The sequence below is a fragment of the Comamonas sp. DB36 genome (assembly GCF_057914905.1).
On record NZ_CP196631.1, the window covers coordinates 1,452,058 to 1,470,764 of the forward strand.

The window sequence follows — 18,707 nt, forward strand, 5'->3', positions numbered from 1 at the left end:
GCCCAGGCGATGGCGAATTTCGCTTCCCGGCTGTCCGAGCGCCTGCCGGCGCTGGCCGCGGCGCTGTGGTGGGGCGGGCTGAGCGTGGTCGGCTTCATCGTCGTGCCGCTGCTGTTCGCCCACCTGCCTTCGCCAGCCGTGGCCGGGCGCATGGCGGCGACGCTGTTCGCGGCCCAGACCTGGGTGTCGGTGGCCTGCACCGCCTTGCTGCTGGTGCTGGCCAAGCGCCGCCATGCCGAGGCCGAGGAGCCCTGGGCGCGCGATGTGCTGGTATGGGTGATCGTCGGCATGCTGCTGGCGCTGCTGGTGCAGTTCGGCGTCGCGCCGCGCATTGTCGCCAAACAGGACCTGAAGCTGTGGCACAGCGTGGGCACGCTGATGTATGCGGTGCAATGGCTTTGCGCCTTGCGCGTGCTATGGCGTCTGTGCGCCGCGCAGCGTTGAGCGCCGCGGCGCGGCGCGCCGGAGCGAAAAAAAGGCGGTTCCAAGGAACCGCCTTTTTTGTCTGTCCGGGCGCCGGGCGCCCGGCAGAATCACTCGTGCCAGTAGTCCGCGACCCAGGTCGCGGGTTTGATGAAGCGAAAACGGCGGTTGCGTCGGCCGGCCAGTGCGTCGGGCGGGTTGCATTCGCCGTGGAAGATCACCACGCGCGCGCCTGCGGGCACGAACGGCGCTTTCCAGTAGTTGGTCGGCCAGGGCGGAATGCCGTGGTATTTGAAGCTCGGGCACCACTCGGCGGGCCAATACTGCAGCTTTCCCTGGCGGTGCAGGAAGTCGGACAGATAGGCCTGCTCGTTGCGGAACTGCTTGCGTATCTCCTCGAAGTGGCTGCGAAAGTACGCGAGCACATCGGGATGCGCACCCAGCTCCCAGCGGTACACGGAAGAATTGCCCGTGATTCGCCAAGGGCGCTTGTAGTCGTGGATGATCAGGAACTCGCCGGGCTGCGTGAAGAAGTCGTCCAGCGGGCCGGTGACAACCACGTCGACGTCGAGAAACAGCGCCGTGCCGCGCAGACCGTGAAGGTCGGGCGTGAACGTGGCGAGCTTGGTCCAGCCGCGCTCGGGCAAGCCCTTGGGCAGGTCCAGCGAGGGAATCGGCAGGCACTCGACCTCGGCGCGAATCCCCTGACTGTCGTCGGTCAGGCAGATGAAGCGAAAATCACCTTGCAGATTGCGCCGCACCATGGCGTAGAGCCGGTTGACGTATTCAGGGCCGTATTTCGTGCCCCACTTCATGCAGATGACATGGCGCTGGCGCGCTGGAATATTCGGAATGGCGTTCATGGACAGCGCAACAAAAAGACTTTAGTCGCCTTGTTGGCGCTTTTTGACGGATTTTTGTTTCACTTTGGCGCGTTTTACCATGCCGCCTGCGGTCAGGCGCTGGTTGCCCAGCACGCGCAGTTGCTTGACTTCGGGGCGCTGGCCACCACGCGAGCTGAACTTGAGCACCTTGACGTCGCGTGGGCCGGGCATGCGGTCCTCGTCGACGGTCTTTTCCTTTTCGGGAATCGGGCGCCACAGCACGAGCAGCTTGCCGATGTGCTGGATAGGAGCGGCGCTGAGTTCTTCGGCGAGTTGTTGGTAGATCTGGTCGCGTGCGGCACGATCGTCATTGAAGACGCGAACCTTGATCAGACCGTGCGCATTGAGCGCCGCGTCTATCTCTTTTTGCACGGCGGGCGTGAGGCCGTCGCCACCGATCATGACCACGGGGTCGAGATGGTGGGCGTTGGCGCGGTGTTCCCGGCGCTCGGCGGGAGTCAATTGAATTTGGGGCATGGCCCGTATTATCTAGGCAGGACGTAATCAGCATGAAAACCAAGACCAAAAGCAAGAAGGTCAATAAGGCATGGCTCAATGACCATGTCAACGACACCTATGTGAAACTCGCCAAAATTGAGGGCTTTCGCGCCCGCGCGGCCTACAAGCTCAAGGAGATCGACGAGCAGCTCAACCTGATACGGCCCGGCGATTTCGTGGTCGATCTGGGCTGCACTCCCGGGGCCTGGAGCCAGTACGTACGCCGCAAGCTGTCTCCCAAGGGCGCTGCGGTGGGCGAACTCAACGGCCGCATCATCGGGCTCGATATCCTGCACATGGAGCCCATCGAGGGCGTGCATTTCCTGCAGGGCGATTTCCGCGAAGAGTCGGTGCTCGCCGAGCTTGAGGCCCTGCTCGAAGGCAAGAAGGTCGATGTGGTGGTGTCCGATATGGCACCAAATTTGTCGGGTAATGACGCCACCGACGCCGCGCGCATTGCGCTGCTGGTCGAATTGGCCGTGGATTTCACCAAGCAGCACATGAAGCCCGAAGGCGCGCTGGTGGTGAAGCTGTTCCACGGCAGCGGCTACAGCGAGCTCGTCGAGCTGTTCAAGCAGACCTTCAAGGCCGTCAAGCCGATCAAGCCCAAGTCGTCGCGCGTCAAGTCGTCGGAAACCTTTCTGGTCGGCATGGGTCTGAAGTAGACGCAGCGCCGGATCCGCCTCGGTCAGCCGCTGTCATCTGCCCAGGGAATACCCTCGAATGTCCTGCGCATCTGCGCGACATGAAGGGAATTAGGGGTGCGTCGCCTTGAAGCACCTAAAATGGTCCCCAAATAGGTCATGAAGATTTCGTGACCCTTTCTCTGCATTCCATCTGGAGCCCCGCTTGAACAATCAGTGGTTTTCAAAAATTGCCGTGTGGCTGGTCATCGCCATGGTGCTGTTTACGGTGTTCAAACAATTTGACACCCGCACCAGCGCTGCGTCCGGTCACATCGGCTATTCCGAATTTCTGGAAGAAGTTCGCAACAACCGCATCAAGAGTGCGACCATCCAGGAAGGGCAGGGCGGCACCGAGATCGTCGCTGTCGCGGCGGACGGCTCCAAGCTGCGTACGACGGCCACCTACCTGGACCGTGGTCTGGTGGGCGACCTGATCGCCAATAACGTCAAGTTCGACGTCAAGCCCCGCGAAGAAGGCTCGCTGCTGATGTCCCTGCTCGTGAGCTGGGGCCCCATGCTGCTGCTGATCGGCGTGTGGGTCTACTTCATGCGCCAGATGCAGGGCGGCGGCAAGGGCGGCGCCTTCAGCTTCGGCAAGAGCAAGGCGCGCATGCTCGACGAGAACAACAACACCGTGACGTTTGCCGACGTCGCGGGTTGCGACGAAGCCAAGGAAGAAGTCAAGGAAGTCGTCGACTTCCTCAAGGACCCGACCAAGTTCCAGAAGCTTGGCGGCCGTATTCCGCGCGGTCTGCTGCTGGTCGGCCCTCCGGGTACCGGCAAGACCTTGCTGGCCAAGTCGATCGCCGGCGAAGCCAAGGTGCCGTTCTTCAGCATCTCGGGTTCGGATTTCGTCGAAATGTTCGTCGGCGTGGGCGCGGCCCGCGTGCGCGACATGTTCGAGAACGCCAAGAAAAATGCCCCCTGCATCATCTTCATCGATGAAATCGATGCGGTCGGTCGCCAGCGTGGCGCGGGCGTGGGCGGCGGCAACGACGAACGCGAACAGACACTCAACCAGATGCTGGTCGAGATGGACGGCTTCGAGACCAACATGGGCGTGATCGTGGTCGCGGCCACCAACCGTCCCGACATTCTCGATGCGGCGCTGCTGCGTCCCGGTCGTTTCGACCGCCAGGTCTATGTGACGCTGCCCGATATCCGCGGCCGCGAGCAGATCCTCAACGTGCACATGCGCAAGATCCCTGTGAGCCAGGACGTGAACCCCGGCATCATTGCCCGCGGCACGCCCGGCATGTCGGGTGCCGATCTGGCCAACCTGTGCAACGAAGCCGCCCTGATGGCCGCGCGCCGCAATGCGCGCACCGTCGAGATGCAGGACTTCGAGAAGGCCAAGGACAAGATCATCATGGGCCCCGAGCGCAAGTCCATGGTCATGCCCGAGGAAGAGCGCCGCAACACGGCCTACCACGAAGCCGGCCATGCGCTGATCGGCAAGCTGCTGCCCAAGTGCGATCCGGTGCACAAGGTCACCATCATTCCGCGCGGCCGCGCGCTGGGCGTGACCATGAGCCTGCCCGAGAAGGACCGCTACTCCTTCGACAAGGAGTTCATGCTCAACCAGATCGCCATGCTGTTTGGTGGCCGCATCGCCGAGGAAGTGTTCATGCACCAGATGACCACGGGCGCGAGCAACGACTTCGAGCGCGCGACGCAGATTGCGCGCGACATGGTCACGCGCTACGGCATGACCGAAGCGCTGGGCCCCATGGTCTACGCGGAAAACGAAGGCGAAGTCTTCCTGGGCCGTTCGGTGACCAAGACCAACAACGTCAGCGAGCAGACCATGCAGAAGGTCGACGAGGAAGTGCGCCGCATCATCGATGAGCAGTACGCTCTGGCGCGCAAGCTCATCGAAGACAACAGCGACAAGATGCACGCCATGGCCAAGGCCATGCTCGAGTGGGAAACGATTGACGCCGAGCAGCTGGACGACATCATGGCCGGCCGTGCGCCGCGTCCGCCCAAGGACTGGACGCCGCGCATTCCTCCTTCGGGCGGCGACGATGCCAGCGGCGGCACGCCTGCGGTGAAGGCCGATGCCGCGGCAACGCCGCCAGCAACGCCTGGCGCGGATGCGGCGCCCAACGCCGCATGACGCCTCAGGCAGCGACAGCATGACAGCGGGGCCCTAGGGCCCCGCTTTCTTTTGGGTAAGGACTTTTCAATTCGGAACAATGACCATGCAGCAATGGCAAACCAGCCGCTTCCTGTTGGACCTTGAGCGCCCGCAGGTGATGGGCATCGTCAACGTGACGCCCGATTCGTTCTCGGACGGCGGCGCGCACGACAGCCTGGGCGCCGCGCTCGCACATTGCGAGCAGCTGCTCAAGGACGGCGCCGACATTCTCGATATCGGTGGTGAATCCACGCGCCCGGGCAGCCCTGCGGTGGGCCTCGCGGATGAGCTGGCGCGCGTTGTGCCGCTGGTGCGCGAAGCCGTGAAGCTGGGCGTGCCGATCTCGGTCGACACCTACAAGCCCGAAGTGATGCAGGCCGTGCTCGACCTGGGCGCGGACATCATCAACGACATCTGGGCGCTGCGCCAGCCGGGCGCGGCCGCGGTGGTGGCAGGGCACGCGCAGTGCGGCGTCTGCCTGATGCACATGCACAGCGTGCCGCAAAGCATGGACCGCGACCACATGCAGGGCGATGTGGTGGTCCAGGTACGCGACTTCCTGCAGGCTTCGGCGCAGGCGCTGCAAGCGCTGGGCGTGGCGCGCGCGCGCATCGTGCTTGACGCGGGTACGGGTTTCGGCAAGACCGTGGCACAGAATTTCGCGCTGCTGGCGCGTGAGCCGGAGCTGGCCGCGCTGGGCTATCCGCTGCTGGCCGGCTGGTCGCGCAAGGGATCGCTGGGTCAGGTCACGGGCCTGCCCGTGGGCGAGCGCATGGTGCCCAGCGTCGCCGCGGCGCTGCTGTCGGTGGAGCGCGGCGCGCGCATTGTGCGCGTGCATGACGTGCGTGACACCGTGATGACGCTCAAAGTCTGGCAGGCCATGAACGACAATGCAGCATGGGCCGGTTGACCGCCGGCATTAATCCAGACAAGAAGGTTTGCAATGGCTCGTGAATATTTCGGCACCGATGGCATTCGAGGCACCGTGGGGCGCACGCCCATCACTCCCGACTTTGTGCTGCGCCTGGCGCATGCGGTAGGGCGCGTGCTGCGCCGCACGCAGGAGCGCCCCACGGTGCTGATCGGCAAGGACACGCGGATCTCGGGCTACATGCTCGAAAGCGCGCTCGAGTCGGGCTTCAACTCCGCAGGCGTCGATGTGGTGCTGCTCGGGCCGCTGCCGACACCGGGCGTGGCCTACCTCACGCGCACCCAGCGCGCGAGCCTGGGCGTGGTGATCAGCGCCAGCCACAACCCCTATCCCGACAACGGCATCAAATTCTTCAGCGCCCAGGGCAGCAAGCTGCCCGACAGCTGGGAAGAGGATGTCGAGCGTGCATTGAAGGAAGACCCCGTGTGGGCCGACTCCGCGGCGCTGGGCAAGACCCGCCGGCTCGATGACGCCGCGGGCCGCTACATTGAATTCTGCAAGAGCACTTTTTCGCACGAACTCACGCTCAAGGGCTTGAAGATCGTGGTCGATGCGGCCCACGGCGCGGCCTACCAGATCGCGCCCAAGGTGTTCCACGAGCTGGGCGCCGAAGTCATCGCCATGGGCTGCGCGCCCGATGGCCTGAACATCAACGACGGCGTGGGCGCGACCCATCCCGAGGCAATGGTGCGCGCGGTACGCGCCAATAATGCCGACTACGGCATTGCGCTGGACGGCGATGCCGACCGCCTGCTCGTGGTCGACGCCAAGGGCCGGCTGTACAACGGCGACGAACTGCTGTATCTGCTCGCGGCTGACCGCCTGGCGCGCGGCGAGAACGTTCCCGGCGTGGTCGGCACGCTGATGACCAATCTGGCCGTGGAATCGGCGCTCAAGGCCCGGGGCGTGGGCTTTGTGCGCGCCAAGGTCGGCGACCGCTATGTGCTCGAGGAGCTCGCGCGCAATGGCTGGCTGCTGGGCGGCGAAGGCTCGGGTCACCTGCTGGCGCTCGATTGCCACAGCACGGGCGACGGCCTGATCAGCGCGCTGCAGGTGCTCGAGGCCTGTGTGCGCAGCGGCAGGACGCTGGCGCAATGGCTCGAAGCCGTTCCGCTTTATCCCCAGGTGCTGATCAACGTGCGCCTCGCGCCCAGCCAGGACTGGAAGAACAACCAGCTGCTCGAGCAGACGCTGGCGGCCGTGCAGGCCGAGCTCGGCGATACCGGCCGCGTGCTGATTCGTCCCAGCGGCACCGAACCGCTGCTGCGCGTCATGGTCGAAGCGCGCGATCAGCAGCAGGCCAGCCGCTGCGCGCAGCAGCTCGCCGACGCAGCGCGCGCAGGCTGACCACTGCTGTGCGCCTGAAACGGGCGCGCGGGGCTCAGAGCGGCAGGGCGGGCGTTTTGGAGAACCCCGGCGCCTGGCGGCTGCGCAGGAATTGCAGCAGGTCCTCGCCGGGCGGCAGGGGACGGCTGAAGTAGTAGCCCTGGGCTTCGTCGCAGCCCATGTCGCGCAGGAACTGCAGCTGGGCTTCGGTTTCCACGCCTTCGGCCGTGGTCTGCATGCCCAGCGCCTGGGCCATGCGGATGATGGCGCTGACGATGGCGCGATCGTTGCCGTCGTGGTCCAGATCCTGCACGAACGACTGGTCGATCTTGAGCTTGTAGATCTGGAAGCGCTTGAGCTGGCTCAGCGACGAGTAGCCCGTGCCGAAGTCGTCTATCGACAGGCGCACGCCGCGCGAGCGCAGCTGGTCCATGGTCGCGGTCGCGGCGCGCGGGTCGTCGACGGCCACGCCTTCGGTCAGCTCGAGCTCCAGCGCATCGGGCGGCACGGCCGCCGCGTGCAGGATCTGGCTGACCAGATCGGGCAGCTGCGGCTGGTGGAACTGGATGGCCGACAGATTGACCGCGACCTTGAGATCCGTGAGGCCCGATTCGCGCCAGGCCTTGAGCTGCTTGACCGCATTGCGCAGCACCCATTCACCGATCTGCAGGATCTGGCCCGTGTCCTCGGCCACGGGAATGAACTCCGAAGGCGAGATAGGGCCGAGCTTGGGGTGGTTCCAGCGCAGCAGGGCTTCCACGCTGTGCACGCGGCCCGTGCGTATGCGCACCTGGGGCTGGTAGTGCAGTTGCAGCTCGTCGCGCTCGAGCGCGCGGCGCAGCGCATTTTCCAGCTGCAGCGCGCGCAGCGACTGGGCGCGCATCTCGGGCGTGAAGAAGCGGAAGGTGTTGCGGCCGTCGAGCTTGGCGTGGTACATCGCGACATCGGCCGACTGGGTCAGCGTGTCGAAGTCCATGCCGTCCTGGGGGTACAGCGCAATGCCCATGGACGGCGCCATGGTCAGTTCGTGGTGGTCGATCTGGTAGGGCTGGCGCGAGGCCTCTAGCAGCTTGTCGGCGACGCGCGCCGCGCCGTGCGCGTTGGCGCCGGGCAGCAGCAGCACGAATTCGTCGCCGCCTATGCGCGAGACCGTGTCCTTTTCGCGCACCACGGAGCGCAGGCGCTTGGCGATCTGCACCAGCAAGGTATCGCCCACGCGATGGCCCAGCGAATCGTTGACATGCTTGAAGTGGTCCAGGTCCAGAAAGATTGCGGCCAGCGGCGTGTCGTTGTCGCGCGCCAGCTGTATGGCCTGGGTGCTGCGGTCGGCGAGCAGCGTGCGGTTGGGCAGGCCGGTCAGCGGATCGTAATGCGCGAGCCAGTAGATGCGGTCCTGGTCGCGCTTGCGGTCGGCCATTTCGCGGTGCAGGTCTTCGACCGTGGCGCTGAGTTCGCGCGTGCGGTCGCGCACCTGCTGCTCGAGCTGCTCATGCACCTTGGCCAGCGCGGCCTGGGCCTGGGTGCGTTCGGTGATGTCGACCGTGATCCAGATCGTGCCCTGGCTGGGATCATTGGCGTCGATGAGCTTGCAGCGCACCTCGCAGATGACCGTGCCGCCGTCCTTCTTGCAAAGCATCATCTCGCCCTCGAAGCTCAGGCCCACGGTCAGCTGGCGCGTGAAATTCTCCTCGAGGCGCTCCCATTCTGCGGTGCTCGCGAACCAGTTGTGCGCGCTGGTGCCTATCAGCTCGCCGGGCCCGTAGCCCAGCATGGTCTCGAAATGGCCGTTGCAGCGCGTCAGATGTCCGCGGCGCATGAAGATGATGCCCACGCTCGCATGGTCGAACAGCAGCTGCTTTTCGCGCAGCGCGGTGTTGAGCATGGTCTGCGCCTGGCGCTGCTCGTCGATGTCGTTGAGCGTCCAGATGGACCCTTCTTCGGGCCGCGTGGGATTGATCAGCCGGCCCGTGACGCCGCCCCAGAAAAGCGCGCCGTTGCGGCGGCGCAGCTGGCATTCGGTGCGAAAGGTGAGGCCCTTGGCCATCCGCACCCGCGCAAGCTTGCCCAGGCGATAGAACGTTCGGGCATCTGGATGAAATGACGCCCCATGGCGCCCCAGCATCTCGTCGGCCGCGGAATGGCCGAAGATTTCGGCGCAACGTTCGTTGCAGCGAACGATTTCCTGTCGATGCATGAAAGCAATGCCTACGCCGGCGCTTGCCAGAAGGGTGTGCTGCTCGCGCATGATGCGCTCAATTGCGTCGATTGGGACGGTATTGGAGGACGGCACGTGGAGCGCTCTAGCGAATGGGGTGGGCCCGGTGCGGCAAATGCTGGCGCTCCACTGGGCAATGGATGTTACTGAAGTGTAGCATTTGATACTTCTTCACCAGTCCCTCGGGTTCTCCCTGGTTGTGGGGCTGACTCTTTCATGTGTCGGCACATTAAGGTAGGACCGGCGCCGTCGCGCGCAGACCATACAGCAGGCCGTGGCGCAGCGATCCCTGGGTGACGCGCATCTGTTCTATACCGAACAGCTCGAACACGGCCTGCATCACGCTCACGCCGCCGCCTATCACCGGGCGCAGCTCTTCGCGCAGGCCCGCAAGATGCACGGCGCTGCTGTGGCCGTCCTGCTGCAGCCGCGCCTGAAGCCAGGTCAGGCCGGTGCGCGTGATCAGGCCGGGGACACCGGTCTGTGCCGCGAGCACCCGGCTGATGGCACCGGCCGTGCCCGACGCTCCATAGGCCTGTTCCCAGTTCGTGGCGGCGAAGTCCTCGGCCTGGGGTTGTAGCAGCGCCAGCGCGCTGGATCGGGCGGCTTCAAATTGCGCAGGCCGCAGTCCCCCGTCGACAAAATGCCGCAGCGACCAGGCCACGCTGCCTATCTCCACCGAGCGCGTGACCCGGGCTTCGAAACCCTGGCCCAGGCACAGTTCGGTGGAGCGGCCGCCGATGTCTATCACCAGGCGTCTGCGCGCCGAGGGCGGCAGCAGCCGGGCCACGCCCTGATAGATCAAACGCGCTTCTTCCTCGCCATTGATCACTTCGATCGGAACGCCCAAAATATCGCTACCGCGCGCGAGAAAAAGTGCCCGGTTGGTGGCTTCGCGCAGCGTCTGGGTCGCCACGGCGCGCACGCGTTCGCGCGGCAGATCGGCGATCAGCGGTGCGAAGCGTTGCAGGCAGGCCCAGCCCCGCTCCATGGCTTCGCTGCTGAGTTGGCCCTGCGCGTCCAGCGATCCGCCCAGGCGGATGGTTTCTTTGCGGCAGGTTTGTGACACGAGGCGATCACCGACGAAATGTCCGATCTCCAGCAGGCAGCTGTTGGAGCCGATATCGATGGCGGCGAGCAGGCTGGCATCTTGCATGGAAGAAGGGAGATAGGTCAAAAAAGCGCGCAGCTTAGCACCTTAGCTGCGCATCGTCCGAGCTCCATGCCAGTCGCAGGCGCAAGACAGCTTGCGCGATGGCTGAATGTCATTGTCATCTTGCTGACACAAACGCGGTCAATACTCAGCGGCGCCGCGTCTTTCGCACGTTGTAGGATTGTTTGTGACCACTCTGACCTCTACCCATCCGGAGCGCGCTGCCCCTTTGGAGGCCGAATCGATAGACCTGACATCGCCTTCGGACGGCGATCCCTCGGGCGTCGAATCCCCCTCCGACGCGCAGGCCGCTGCGGTCGAACCCATGGACATTGCCGAGCCCGAGCCCGAGTCGGTCCACAGGCTTGTGGCTCTGCCCGGCAGCGTGCTGCTGGACCGCGATCACTGCATCCTGGCGTTCAACGACCGGGTCCTCGATTGGGCGGTGCGCGCCGACGTCCCCTTGCTCGAGCGTCTGCGCTACCTGTGCATCGTGTCGTCCAACCTCGATGAGTTCTTCGAGGTCCGGGCCGCGCCGCACATCACGGCCGAACTCAGCGGCGACGGGCAGGGCGTCTACACGACGGCCTCGTTCCAGGCCTTGATGGAGCAGGCCCACAACCTGGTCGCACGCCAGTACGAGCTCTACAACAAGGCGCTGGTGCCGGCGTTCGAGCGCCATGGCATACGCATTCTTTCGCACGGCGATCGCTCTAGCGTGCAGCGGCGCTGGGTGCGCGAATATTTCCTGACCGAAGTCCGGCCCTTGCTGATTCCGCTGGGGCTGGACCCCGCGCATCCGTTTCCCCAGGTCGCGAACAAGGCGCTGAACTTCATCGTGCGGCTCAAGGGCCCCGATGCGTTCGGTCGCACCAATGAGGTTGCGATCGTGAAGGTGCCGCGCGCCTTGCCCCGGCTGGTACGCCTGCCGGCCAAGGTCGCGGGAAAGCAGCGCGTGTTCGTCAGCCTGTCGAGCATCGTGCGCGCCCATCTCAAGGAGCTGTTCCCCGGGCGTGAAGTGGTCGAGTTCTCGCAGTTCCGCGCGACCCGCCACTCGGAGCTGGCCGTGGACGAGGAAGATGTCGGCAACCTGCGCATGGCCTTGCGCCAGGGCCTGCACCACCGGCATTACGGCCAGGCCGTGCGCCTGGAAGTGTCCGCGGGCTGCTCGCCGTTCCTCGCCGATCTGCTGCTCGCGCAGTTCCATCTGCCGCCGCAGGCGCTGTTTCGCGTGCCCGGCCCGGTCAATCTGGTGCGTCTGGGACAGCTCGTCGATCTGGTCAACGATCCCGCGCTGCTGTTTCCGCCATGGCAGCCGGTATGGCCGCGCCAGTTGCAGCGCGGCGTGTCCATCATGGGCCAGCTGCGCCAGCGCGATGTGCTGATCCACCAGCCGTTTGAGAGCTTCGAAGGCGTGCTGGCGCTGCTGCGCGAGGCCGTCAACGACCCCAACGTGCTGGTCATCAAGCAGACCATTTACCGCACCGGCTCCGACTCTGAACTCATGGATCTGCTCGCCGAGGCCGTGCGCCGCGGCAAGGAGGTCATGGCCGTGGTCGAACTCAAGGCGCGCTTCGACGAGGAAGCGAACATCAACTGGGCCGAGGCGCTGGAGCTGGTGGGTGCCCAGGTGGTCTACGGCGTGGTCGGACTCAAGACCCATGCCAAGATGATGCTGATCACGCGGCGCGAAGGCCGCAGGCTGCGCCGCTACGGGCATCTGTCGACGGGCAACTACAACCTGCGCAGCGCCAGGCTCTACACCGACCTGGGCTACATGACCTCGGACCCGACGGTGACGGCCGACATGGACGAAGTCTTCAACCATCTGGCCAGCCACAACCATCTGCCGCAGCTGCAGCGCCTGATCATGGCGCCATTCCATCTGCACAGCCGGATGCTTGCTTTTATCGCCCAGACCGGCGAGGCCGCGGCCAAGGGCCAGCCCGCGCGCATCGTCGCGAAGATGAACGCGCTGACCGACGAGGCGCTGATCCACGCGTTGATCGCGGCCGGGCAAAAGGGCGTGCAGATCGATCTGATCGTGCGCGGCGCCTGCATGCTCGCGCCCCAGCGCCCGGGCCTGACCGACAACATCCGCGTGCGTTCCGTGATCGGGCGTTTTCTCGAGCACACGCGGGTGTTCTACTTCCGTCAGGGCGACAAGGAGGAGCTGTTCCTGTCGAGCGCCGACTGGATGAACCGCAACATGATGCGGCGCATCGAGCTGGCCTGGCCGGTGCGCGACGCCGCGCTGCGCCAGCAGATCGTCGACGAATGCCTCGTGGCCTATCTGCACGATGACCGCGATGCCTGGACGCTCAATCCGGACGGCACCTATACGCGCTCGCCCAGGCCTTTCGACGGCAACGGCGCGCAGAATGCGCTCATGGGGCGCTACGGGCCGGCGCTGCAGGCCCAGCCGGAATAAGAAAAAGCACTTCTACCCCCTGCCCTAGGGGGGGTTTCAATTCCAGTTCAGCTCGAGTTGCCAGTGGGTCTTGAGCCAGGCCTGCTGCTCTTCCTCGAGCAGGAATGCCGATTGGGGATATGTCGCTGACCAGTTGTTGCCGGCGCTGAGCTTGAAGCACGGGCCGTCGGCTTCGATCTGCAGGCTCGCGAGTTCGGGCGGGCGCCGCGCATGGCACAGCAGCACGGCCAGGCGCAAGGCCAGCAACGGGTAGACATTCCGTGGCTCTATGAGCATTTCGGGCTCGAGCTTGCGCAGCTTGCCGCGCTGGCCGCAGACCAGCTGGGCGAGCAGGTCGCGCTCGGCCTGCGTGAAGCCCGCGGCCGACGTGTTCTGCAGCACATAGGCGCCATGGCGGTGGTAGTTGCTGTGAGCGATATGGCTGCCGATCTCGTGCAGCAGCGCCGCATGGCGCAGCGGTTCGTGGTGTTCGGCCGAGGTCTCGGGGGCGAGCTGTTCGAGCAGGTTGCGCGCGACACCGGCCACGCGCTGTGCCTGGTCGGCATCGACGCAATACTTCTGCATCAGGCCCTGTACGGCGGCGCTGCGCAGGTCGGTGCACAGCGGGTCCTGCTCGACCAGCGTGTGCAGCACGCCCTGGCGCAGTGCGCCTTCGGCCACGCGCAGAGAGCGCAATTGCAGCAGGTCGAACAGTGCCTGCATGATGCTCACGCCACCTGCAATCACCGCGCGCCGCTCTTCCTTGAGACCGGCGAGCCGGATCTGGTCCGTGCTCTGGGCACGCACCAGACTGTCGTGCAGCCATTCGAGCCCTTCCAGGTCGATGATGCCCGGCGTGCGTCCGCTCGCGGCCAGGATGTCGCCAATGGCCGCGGCCGTGCCCGAGGATGCGTAGACGGTGTCCCAGTCGCCGCCATGGATGATGTCCAGCGCTTCGTCGAGCACCGCGCGCGCGGCCACGGCCGCGAGCGAGAAGGCCGCACGGCTGAGCTCGCCTTCAGGGAAATAGCGCTGCGACCAGGCCACGCTGCCCAGGCGCAGCGACAGCGCCTGCTGGGCTTCCTGCTGCCGGCCCAGCACCAGCTCGGTCGAACGTCCGCCGATGTCGATCACCAGGCGCCGCTCGTCCGAAGGCGGCAGCAGGCTGCTCACGCCGCGGTAGATCAAACGGGCTTCTTCCTCGCCGGAAATGATTTCAATCGGGTAGCCCAGCAGTTCGGAGCCGCGCTTCACGAAGGCCTCGCGGTTGCGCGCTTCGCGCAGTGTCTGGGTTGCAACCGCGCGTACATGGGCTGCGGGAAAGCCCGCGAGGCGCTCGCCGAAACGCGCCAGGCAATCCCAGCCACGCTGCATTGCCTCTTCGGACAGATAGCGCTCGGCGTCCAGGCCGCCGCCCTGGCGCACGGTTTCCTTGAGGTACTCCACGCGCTGGAAGTGGTGGTGGGAGAAGTGGCCGATCTCGAGCCGAAAACTGTTGGATCCGAGATCGATGGCGGCAAACGATTGGGCGTGGGGCATGGGCTGAAACCGGTCACGAGACGCTGGGCGTGGAGGGCAATGGGTGGTGGTGCCGCGGCACGCACCACCTCGTGGAGCAGGAGCGTACACCCGGAATGTGGCAAATGCGTGAAATTGATGCAACAGAAGTGATGTCTGGCGCGCTGACCACGTTGGATGCGCCGCCGAAGAAGCCGCTGCGCGCGCAGCTGCCAAGTTTTCGTGGTTTATCTGTAATAGCTATTGATTTAAAAATCCAATAAATTTTTAAAATCTCATAAAATAGTCAAAGACTATCAGCAAATTTGTTTGATTGTTTTTAGGAATTCGCTGTCGATGCAGGGGGCGCATTTCCAGGTCCTCGACATTCTTGACCATCGGCTCACGAATCCCTTAGTTCTCTTGAATGGAAATGAAGATGAATCGTGAATTGATGGGTTTCAAGAAAAGCTCCACCGCCATCGCCGTGGCCTGCGCGGTGATGGCTTCGAGCGGCGCGGCGCTGGCTAATGAACGCGGCCAGATGCTGGACGCCATAACGCGGCGCGACGTGCAATTGCACGCAATCCCGCCGCCGGCTCCTGCCCCCCCGGCCGCACCGACTCCGTTCGACAATCTGCGGGCAAAGCTTTCCGCATATGCCGCGCCGCCTGTGCAGTCGGAGTCGGACGATGAGGAATGGAACTTGCCGGTAACCCCTTCCGTGCCGCCACCCCGACCCGCACGGGCAATCGCACCCCCATCTGCACCTCTACGTGCCCCTGTACCTTCGTCCGCGCCACCGATTGCGCACCAGGACGATGGTATTCAGGATTCCGCCTTCCTGCTCAAGGCCTTGATGCAGCGCAGGACCCGGGTACACGGTGAAAGTGAGGACCATGCGTCTAAATCGCCGCCACCGCCCCCGAGGAGGCTAGGCCCTTCGATAGGCCAGGAGATTCTGGCACTGCATCGCAAACCGGCGAGTCCGCAGCACGCTACACCAGCGCTTCCACAGCAAACGACGGTCCTCCCGCCCTCCGGCGATGATTCGCCGGTGGACGGCCAGCCCGGGCAAGCGCCTGCCCTCATCGTTGCGCCAGCCGTGATGACTTCCGCGGTGCCGGTCGTCGTCCCTGCACCAGTGCCCGCCGCGGCTGTTGCCATCGCACCAGCATCTGTTGGCATGCCGGCGCCGCAGCCTGCCGTGACCGTGCTGCCACCGACTTTGTCTGCGTCGACCTCCGCGCCCGCAGGTTCGCAGGCTTGCGCCCGGCAGCCACAGGCACCCGTCAAGCCGGCCCCGCAGGGCTTGGCCCGGCCGCTTGCAGCTTCGCCGGTTGCAGCCGCGACAGCGCCTGCAGTTTCTCCAGTGGCAGCCGCGACAGCGCCTGCCAGTTCGCCCCCTGCTGCGGCGCTGCCGGCAAAGGCCCTGCCAAAATCCTTCCAGCCCGGCGCATCACTGCCGCCGCCCGCAGCCGTTGCAACGCCAGCGCCAGCGCCGCTGCCGCCATCGACGGCGCGCAAACGCCCCGCCGATCTGACCGTCGACATCGACACCCGCATGGAGTTCGACGGCAAGATGGGGCGCGCGGCCAGGCTCGTCAAGCGCGGACGCGGCACGCTGGTGTTGAACCAGGCGGGCGAGATGCGCAACGGCGTGCATCTCAAGCAGGGGCGTATCGAGCTGGGCCATGCAGCGGGACTGGGAGCGGGCAGCCTGGTCATGGACGATGGCAGCGCCATCGACCTGGCCGTCGGCAGCCTGGTCGTTGCCAACGATCTCCATATGCCGGGCAGCGATGATCCGGAAATCAATACCGGCGACCACCATCAGACCTGGGCCGGCGCGATCAGCGGCACGGGCTTTCTGACCAAGCAGGGCACGGGCAGCCTGACGTTGACCAGTGCGGCCAACCGCTACAGCGGCGCGACCGAAGTGGCCCAAGGTACGCTGCAGGCCGGTGGCGTCAATACTTTCAGCGCCGCCTCGGTGCACGGCGTGGCCGCCGCTGCGACCTTGCACCTTGCAGGCTTTGATCAGACGCTGGCCGGCCTGAGCAACCGCGGCACGGTGCAGCTCAGCGCGGCATCGGCAGCGCCGGGCAGCGTATTGACGCTCACCGGACCGTATGTGGGCCAGGGCGGTGAACTGGCCGTCGCGGCCAGCGCCGATGCCAGTGACCGCATGCTGCTCAGCGGCGCGGCGGCCGTGGCCAGCGGAAACACCACCGTGCGCATCACCAATGTGGGGGATCTGGGCGTGGCGACCACGGGCAGCGGCATTGAAGTGATCGTCACCGAAAACGGTGCGCGCCTCGAGCCCGAAGCTTTTTCGCTGGCCGGCGGCCATGTGGATGCGGGTGCCTATGAATACCGCCTGCACCAGACGGAGCAGGGCGCAAGCCTGCAGTCGGCCTATCGCGCGGAAGTTCCGCTGCTCGCGGCGCTGCCGGCACAACTGCGCCAGGCCGACCTGGACATGCTGGGCGACATGCACCAGCGCCTGGGCGACGCGCCCGGCAATGCCGGCAATGACCGCCGCGCCTGGGGGCGCCTGCTGCGCACCGCGCCCCGCATCCGCCAGCAAGGCGCGGCGAGCCCGCAAAGCAGCGGCCATCTCGAGGGCTTTCAGACCGGGCTGGACCTGTATGCGGGCAGCAGCGCTAACGCTGGCTTCTATCTGGGTCAGCTCAAGGGTCACATGCGTGTCAACGGCCTGGCCAGTATTGCCATCGACAAGCACGCAGGAGCGAACCGCCTGCACGGCCGTTACCTGGGCCTGTATGCGAGCTGGCGGGGCGATAGCGGAATGTATGCCGACACCGTGCTCCAGTGGGCCGACCATCGCAGCCATTCGCATGCGCAGGAAAGCCAGGCCCAGACCAAGGGCCGCAGCCGGCTCGCATCGCTCGAATTGGGCCAGCCCTTGGGGCTGGACAGCCGCTGGCAGATCGAACCCCAGGCGCAGTTGGTGTACCGCCAGTTGCGCCTCGATGACACGGCCTTGCGCCATGCGGCGGTGCAGCACAAGACGCCCGGCGACTGGACGCTGCGCGTGGGCGCGCGCATCAAGGGCAGCTTCGTGACCAGCGCCGGCGTGCTCCAACCCTACGGCAGCGTCAATGTCTACAAGGCCAGCAGCACTACGGATGTCGCCCGCTTCGTGGTGCCCGCGGCGACCACCGACATCCAGACCCGCGGCGGTCACATCGGCACGGCGCTGGCGGCCGGCGCAACGCTGCAGGTCAACCCGCGCACCAGCTTCTACGGCGAGCTGAGCCACCATTGGGCCAATGGCGGAAATGCGCGGGTCGGCAGCGGGGTGCAGGCCAGTGCAGGCGTGAAGCTGCGCTGGTGACAGCGCCGCCCCGGCCCCGGCCGCTGTCACAAGAGACATGTCAACTTGTCACGAGGCCGTCATAAAAGGTTTCTAAAGTCACGCACATCACAGTTTTTTCCAACCTGAGAGGTGCGTTCATGAAGTGGTCCGTGATTCAAATTCTGGTGGCTGGTGTTGTAGCTGGCTCCGGCGTGGGCACAGCCTTCGCTCAGCAAGAAGCCACCGGCGCCGGCGCCAGCTTCCCCGCACCGCTGTATTCCAAGTGGGCGGCTGATTACAACAAGGCCACAGGCGTCAAGATCAACTACCAATCGGTGGGTTCGAGCGCCGGTCTCAAGCAGATCGAAGCCAAGACCGTTGACTTCGGCGCTTCGGACGAGCCGCTCAAGGACGACGAACTGGCCAAGAAGGGCCTGGTCCAGTTCCCCACCGTGATCGGCGGCATCATCCCCGTGGTCAACATCGCCGGCATCAAGCCCGGCGAACTCAAGCTCACCGGCAAGGTGCTGGGCGACATCTACCTGGGCAAGATCACCAAGTGGAACGATGCCGCCATCGTCGCGCTCAACCCCGGCGTGAAGCTGCCCGACGCGACCATCGCTCCCGTGCGCCGCGCCGACGGTTCGGGCACGACCTTCGGCTTCACCAACTACCTGAGCGCAGTGAATGCCGAGTGGAAGGAAAAAGTCGGCGAAGGCAAGGCCGTGAACTGGCCCACGGGCGCGGGTGGCAAGGGCAATGAAGGCGTCGCCGCCTTTGTCGGCCGCCTGCCCAACTCCATCGGCTACGTCGAGTACGCCTATGTGAAGCAGAACAAGATGACCTACGCGCTGCTGCAGAACCGCGACGGCAACTTCGTCTCGCCCGATGACACGTCGTTCAAGGCCGCTGCCGCCGGCGCCGACTGGACCAAGAGCTTCTACCAGATCCTGGGCAACCAGCCTGGCAAGGATGCCTGGCCCATCACTTCGGCCACGTTCATCGTGATGCACAAGGTGCAGGACAAGCCCGCGCAAGCCGCCGCTTCGCTGAAGTTCTTCGACTGGGCCTACAAGTCGGGCGATGCCACGGCCAGCGGCCTGGACTATGTGCCCATGCCCGAGCAAGTGAAGAAAGTGATCTACAAGGCCTGGGCCGAGATCAAGGACTCTTCCGGTAACACCATCGCTGTAAAGTAAGCGTGCCGAAGGCGGTGCACCCT

16 protein-coding genes are annotated in these 18,707 nt (G+C 65.2%); 10 read left to right on the forward strand and 6 right to left on the reverse strand.

Annotated elements, in window-relative coordinates:
* The first annotated feature begins 9 nt into the window (after positions 1 to 9).
* A complete protein-coding gene (locus tag ACSVDO_RS06940) occupies positions 10 to 444 on the forward strand; it encodes a DUF4149 domain-containing protein (RefSeq protein ID WP_489595553.1) in 435 nt (144 codons plus the stop codon).
* Positions 445 to 533: 89 nt separating this feature from the next.
* Here ACSVDO_RS06940 and ACSVDO_RS06945 read toward each other — a convergent pair whose 3' ends face one another.
* Positions 534 to 1,286 (reverse strand): glycosyltransferase, encoded by a 753-nt coding sequence (locus tag ACSVDO_RS06945; protein ID WP_332540352.1) that lies wholly within the window; start codon positions 1,284 to 1,286, stop codon positions 534 to 536.
* A gap of 21 nt (positions 1,287 to 1,307) precedes the next feature.
* Positions 1,308 to 1,784 carry a YhbY family RNA-binding protein gene (locus ACSVDO_RS06950; protein WP_332549240.1) on the reverse strand — a complete coding sequence of 159 codons (477 nt, stop codon included), beginning with the start codon at positions 1,782 to 1,784 and terminating at the stop codon, positions 1,308 to 1,310.
* A 32-nt stretch (positions 1,785 to 1,816) separates the two neighbouring features.
* Between ACSVDO_RS06950 and ACSVDO_RS06955 the strand changes: the two genes are divergently transcribed.
* From ACSVDO_RS06955 to glmM, 4 genes are all read left to right on the forward strand, one after another.
* Positions 1,817 to 2,470, forward strand: coding sequence for an RlmE family RNA methyltransferase (locus ACSVDO_RS06955; protein WP_332540355.1), 654 nt, complete (start codon positions 1,817 to 1,819; stop codon positions 2,468 to 2,470).
* A 184-nt stretch (positions 2,471 to 2,654) separates the two neighbouring features.
* Entirely contained in the window at positions 2,655 to 4,610 is a 1,956-nt protein-coding gene (gene ftsH, locus ACSVDO_RS06960) for an ATP-dependent zinc metalloprotease FtsH (RefSeq protein ID WP_489595555.1), read from the forward strand.
* Between the two features lie 85 nt (positions 4,611 to 4,695).
* Positions 4,696 to 5,541 (forward strand): dihydropteroate synthase, encoded by an 846-nt coding sequence (folP, locus tag ACSVDO_RS06965; RefSeq protein ID WP_332539789.1) that lies wholly within the window; start codon positions 4,696 to 4,698, stop codon positions 5,539 to 5,541.
* Between the two features lie 33 nt (positions 5,542 to 5,574).
* Complete coding sequence (gene glmM, locus ACSVDO_RS06970; protein ID WP_332539790.1) at positions 5,575 to 6,909, forward strand: phosphoglucosamine mutase; 1,335 nt, start codon at positions 5,575 to 5,577, stop codon at positions 6,907 to 6,909.
* Between the two features lie 34 nt (positions 6,910 to 6,943).
* Here glmM and ACSVDO_RS06975 read toward each other — a convergent pair whose 3' ends face one another.
* A complete protein-coding gene (locus ACSVDO_RS06975; RefSeq protein ID WP_489596349.1) occupies positions 6,944 to 9,112 on the reverse strand; it encodes a sensor domain-containing protein in 2,169 nt (722 codons plus the stop codon).
* Between ACSVDO_RS06975 and ACSVDO_RS06980 the strand changes: the two genes are divergently transcribed.
* Positions 8,996 to 9,253 carry a hypothetical protein gene (locus tag ACSVDO_RS06980; protein ID WP_332539801.1) on the forward strand — a complete coding sequence of 86 codons (258 nt, stop codon included), beginning with the start codon at positions 8,996 to 8,998 and terminating at the stop codon, positions 9,251 to 9,253. The genes ACSVDO_RS06975 and ACSVDO_RS06980 overlap by 117 nt on opposite strands.
* Before the next feature lie 79 nt (positions 9,254 to 9,332).
* On the opposite strand, the gene ACSVDO_RS06985 is transcribed toward ACSVDO_RS06980, so the two are convergent.
* Positions 9,333 to 10,259: a Ppx/GppA phosphatase family protein gene (locus tag ACSVDO_RS06985; RefSeq protein WP_489595557.1), complete on the reverse strand. Its 927-nt coding sequence runs from the start codon at positions 10,257 to 10,259 to the stop codon at positions 9,333 to 9,335.
* Between the two features lie 322 nt (positions 10,260 to 10,581).
* Here ACSVDO_RS06985 and ppk1 point away from each other — a divergent pair, with 322 nt between their 5' ends.
* Positions 10,582 to 12,687 (forward strand): polyphosphate kinase 1, encoded by a 2,106-nt coding sequence (gene ppk1, locus ACSVDO_RS06990; protein WP_489596350.1) that lies wholly within the window; start codon positions 10,582 to 10,584, stop codon positions 12,685 to 12,687.
* 36 nt (positions 12,688 to 12,723) lie between these two features.
* Here ppk1 and ACSVDO_RS06995 read toward each other — a convergent pair whose 3' ends face one another.
* The gene (locus ACSVDO_RS06995; RefSeq protein WP_332539793.1) at positions 12,724 to 14,205 is read right to left on the reverse strand and encodes a Ppx/GppA phosphatase family protein; all 1,482 of its coding nucleotides are present in this window, start codon (positions 14,203 to 14,205) and stop codon (positions 12,724 to 12,726) included.
* Between the two features lie 104 nt (positions 14,206 to 14,309).
* On the opposite strand from ACSVDO_RS06995, the gene ACSVDO_RS07000 reads away from it, so the two are divergent.
* Positions 14,310 to 14,447 (forward strand): hypothetical protein, encoded by a 138-nt coding sequence (locus tag ACSVDO_RS07000; protein ID WP_489595559.1) that lies wholly within the window; start codon positions 14,310 to 14,312, stop codon positions 14,445 to 14,447.
* A gap of 130 nt (positions 14,448 to 14,577) precedes the next feature.
* Here ACSVDO_RS07000 and ACSVDO_RS07005 read toward each other — a convergent pair whose 3' ends face one another.
* On the reverse strand, positions 14,578 to 14,721 hold the full coding sequence (locus ACSVDO_RS07005; protein ID WP_489595561.1) for a hypothetical protein: 144 nt from the start codon (positions 14,719 to 14,721) through the stop codon (positions 14,578 to 14,580).
* Positions 14,722 to 15,535: 814 nt separating this feature from the next.
* Between ACSVDO_RS07005 and ACSVDO_RS07010 the strand changes: the two genes are divergently transcribed.
* Entirely contained in the window at positions 15,536 to 17,524 is a 1,989-nt protein-coding gene (locus tag ACSVDO_RS07010; RefSeq protein ID WP_489595562.1) for an autotransporter family protein, read from the forward strand.
* A gap of 119 nt (positions 17,525 to 17,643) precedes the next feature.
* On the forward strand, positions 17,644 to 18,684 hold the full coding sequence (pstS, locus tag ACSVDO_RS07015; protein ID WP_489595564.1) for a phosphate ABC transporter substrate-binding protein PstS: 1,041 nt from the start codon (positions 17,644 to 17,646) through the stop codon (positions 18,682 to 18,684).
* Positions 18,685 to 18,707 lie beyond the last annotated feature (23 nt).

What these genes read in the sequence shown, in the direction of transcription:
- pstS (WP_489595564.1), top strand. Translation starts at nt 17,644, where the DNA reads ATGAAGTGGTCCGTGATTCAAATTCTGGTGGCTGGTGTTGTAGCTGGC.
- ACSVDO_RS06980 (WP_332539801.1), top strand. Translation starts at nt 8,996, where the DNA reads ATGGCGCCCCAGCATCTCGTCGGCCGCGGAATGGCCGAAGATTTCGGC.
- ppk1 (WP_489596350.1), top strand. Translation starts at nt 10,582, where the DNA reads ATGGACATTGCCGAGCCCGAGCCCGAGTCGGTCCACAGGCTTGTGGCT.
- glmM (WP_332539790.1), top strand. Translation starts at nt 5,575, where the DNA reads ATGGCTCGTGAATATTTCGGCACCGATGGCATTCGAGGCACCGTGGGG.
- ACSVDO_RS06940 (WP_489595553.1), top strand. Translation starts at nt 10, where the DNA reads ATGGCGAATTTCGCTTCCCGGCTGTCCGAGCGCCTGCCGGCGCTGGCC.
- ACSVDO_RS07005 (WP_489595561.1), bottom strand. Translation starts at nt 14,721, where the DNA reads ATGGCGTCCAGCATCTGGCCGCGTTCATTAGCCAGCGCCGCGCCGCTC.
- ACSVDO_RS06985 (WP_489595557.1), bottom strand. Translation starts at nt 10,259, where the DNA reads ATGCAAGATGCCAGCCTGCTCGCCGCCATCGATATCGGCTCCAACAGC.
- folP (WP_332539789.1), top strand. Translation starts at nt 4,696, where the DNA reads ATGCAGCAATGGCAAACCAGCCGCTTCCTGTTGGACCTTGAGCGCCCG.
- ACSVDO_RS06945 (WP_332540352.1), bottom strand. Translation starts at nt 1,286, where the DNA reads ATGAACGCCATTCCGAATATTCCAGCGCGCCAGCGCCATGTCATCTGC.
- ACSVDO_RS07000 (WP_489595559.1), top strand. Translation starts at nt 14,310, where the DNA reads ATGCGTGAAATTGATGCAACAGAAGTGATGTCTGGCGCGCTGACCACG.
- ACSVDO_RS06950 (WP_332549240.1), bottom strand. Translation starts at nt 1,784, where the DNA reads ATGCCCCAAATTCAATTGACTCCCGCCGAGCGCCGGGAACACCGCGCC.
- ACSVDO_RS06955 (WP_332540355.1), top strand. Translation starts at nt 1,817, where the DNA reads ATGAAAACCAAGACCAAAAGCAAGAAGGTCAATAAGGCATGGCTCAAT.
- ACSVDO_RS06995 (WP_332539793.1), bottom strand. Translation starts at nt 14,205, where the DNA reads ATGCCCCACGCCCAATCGTTTGCCGCCATCGATCTCGGATCCAACAGT.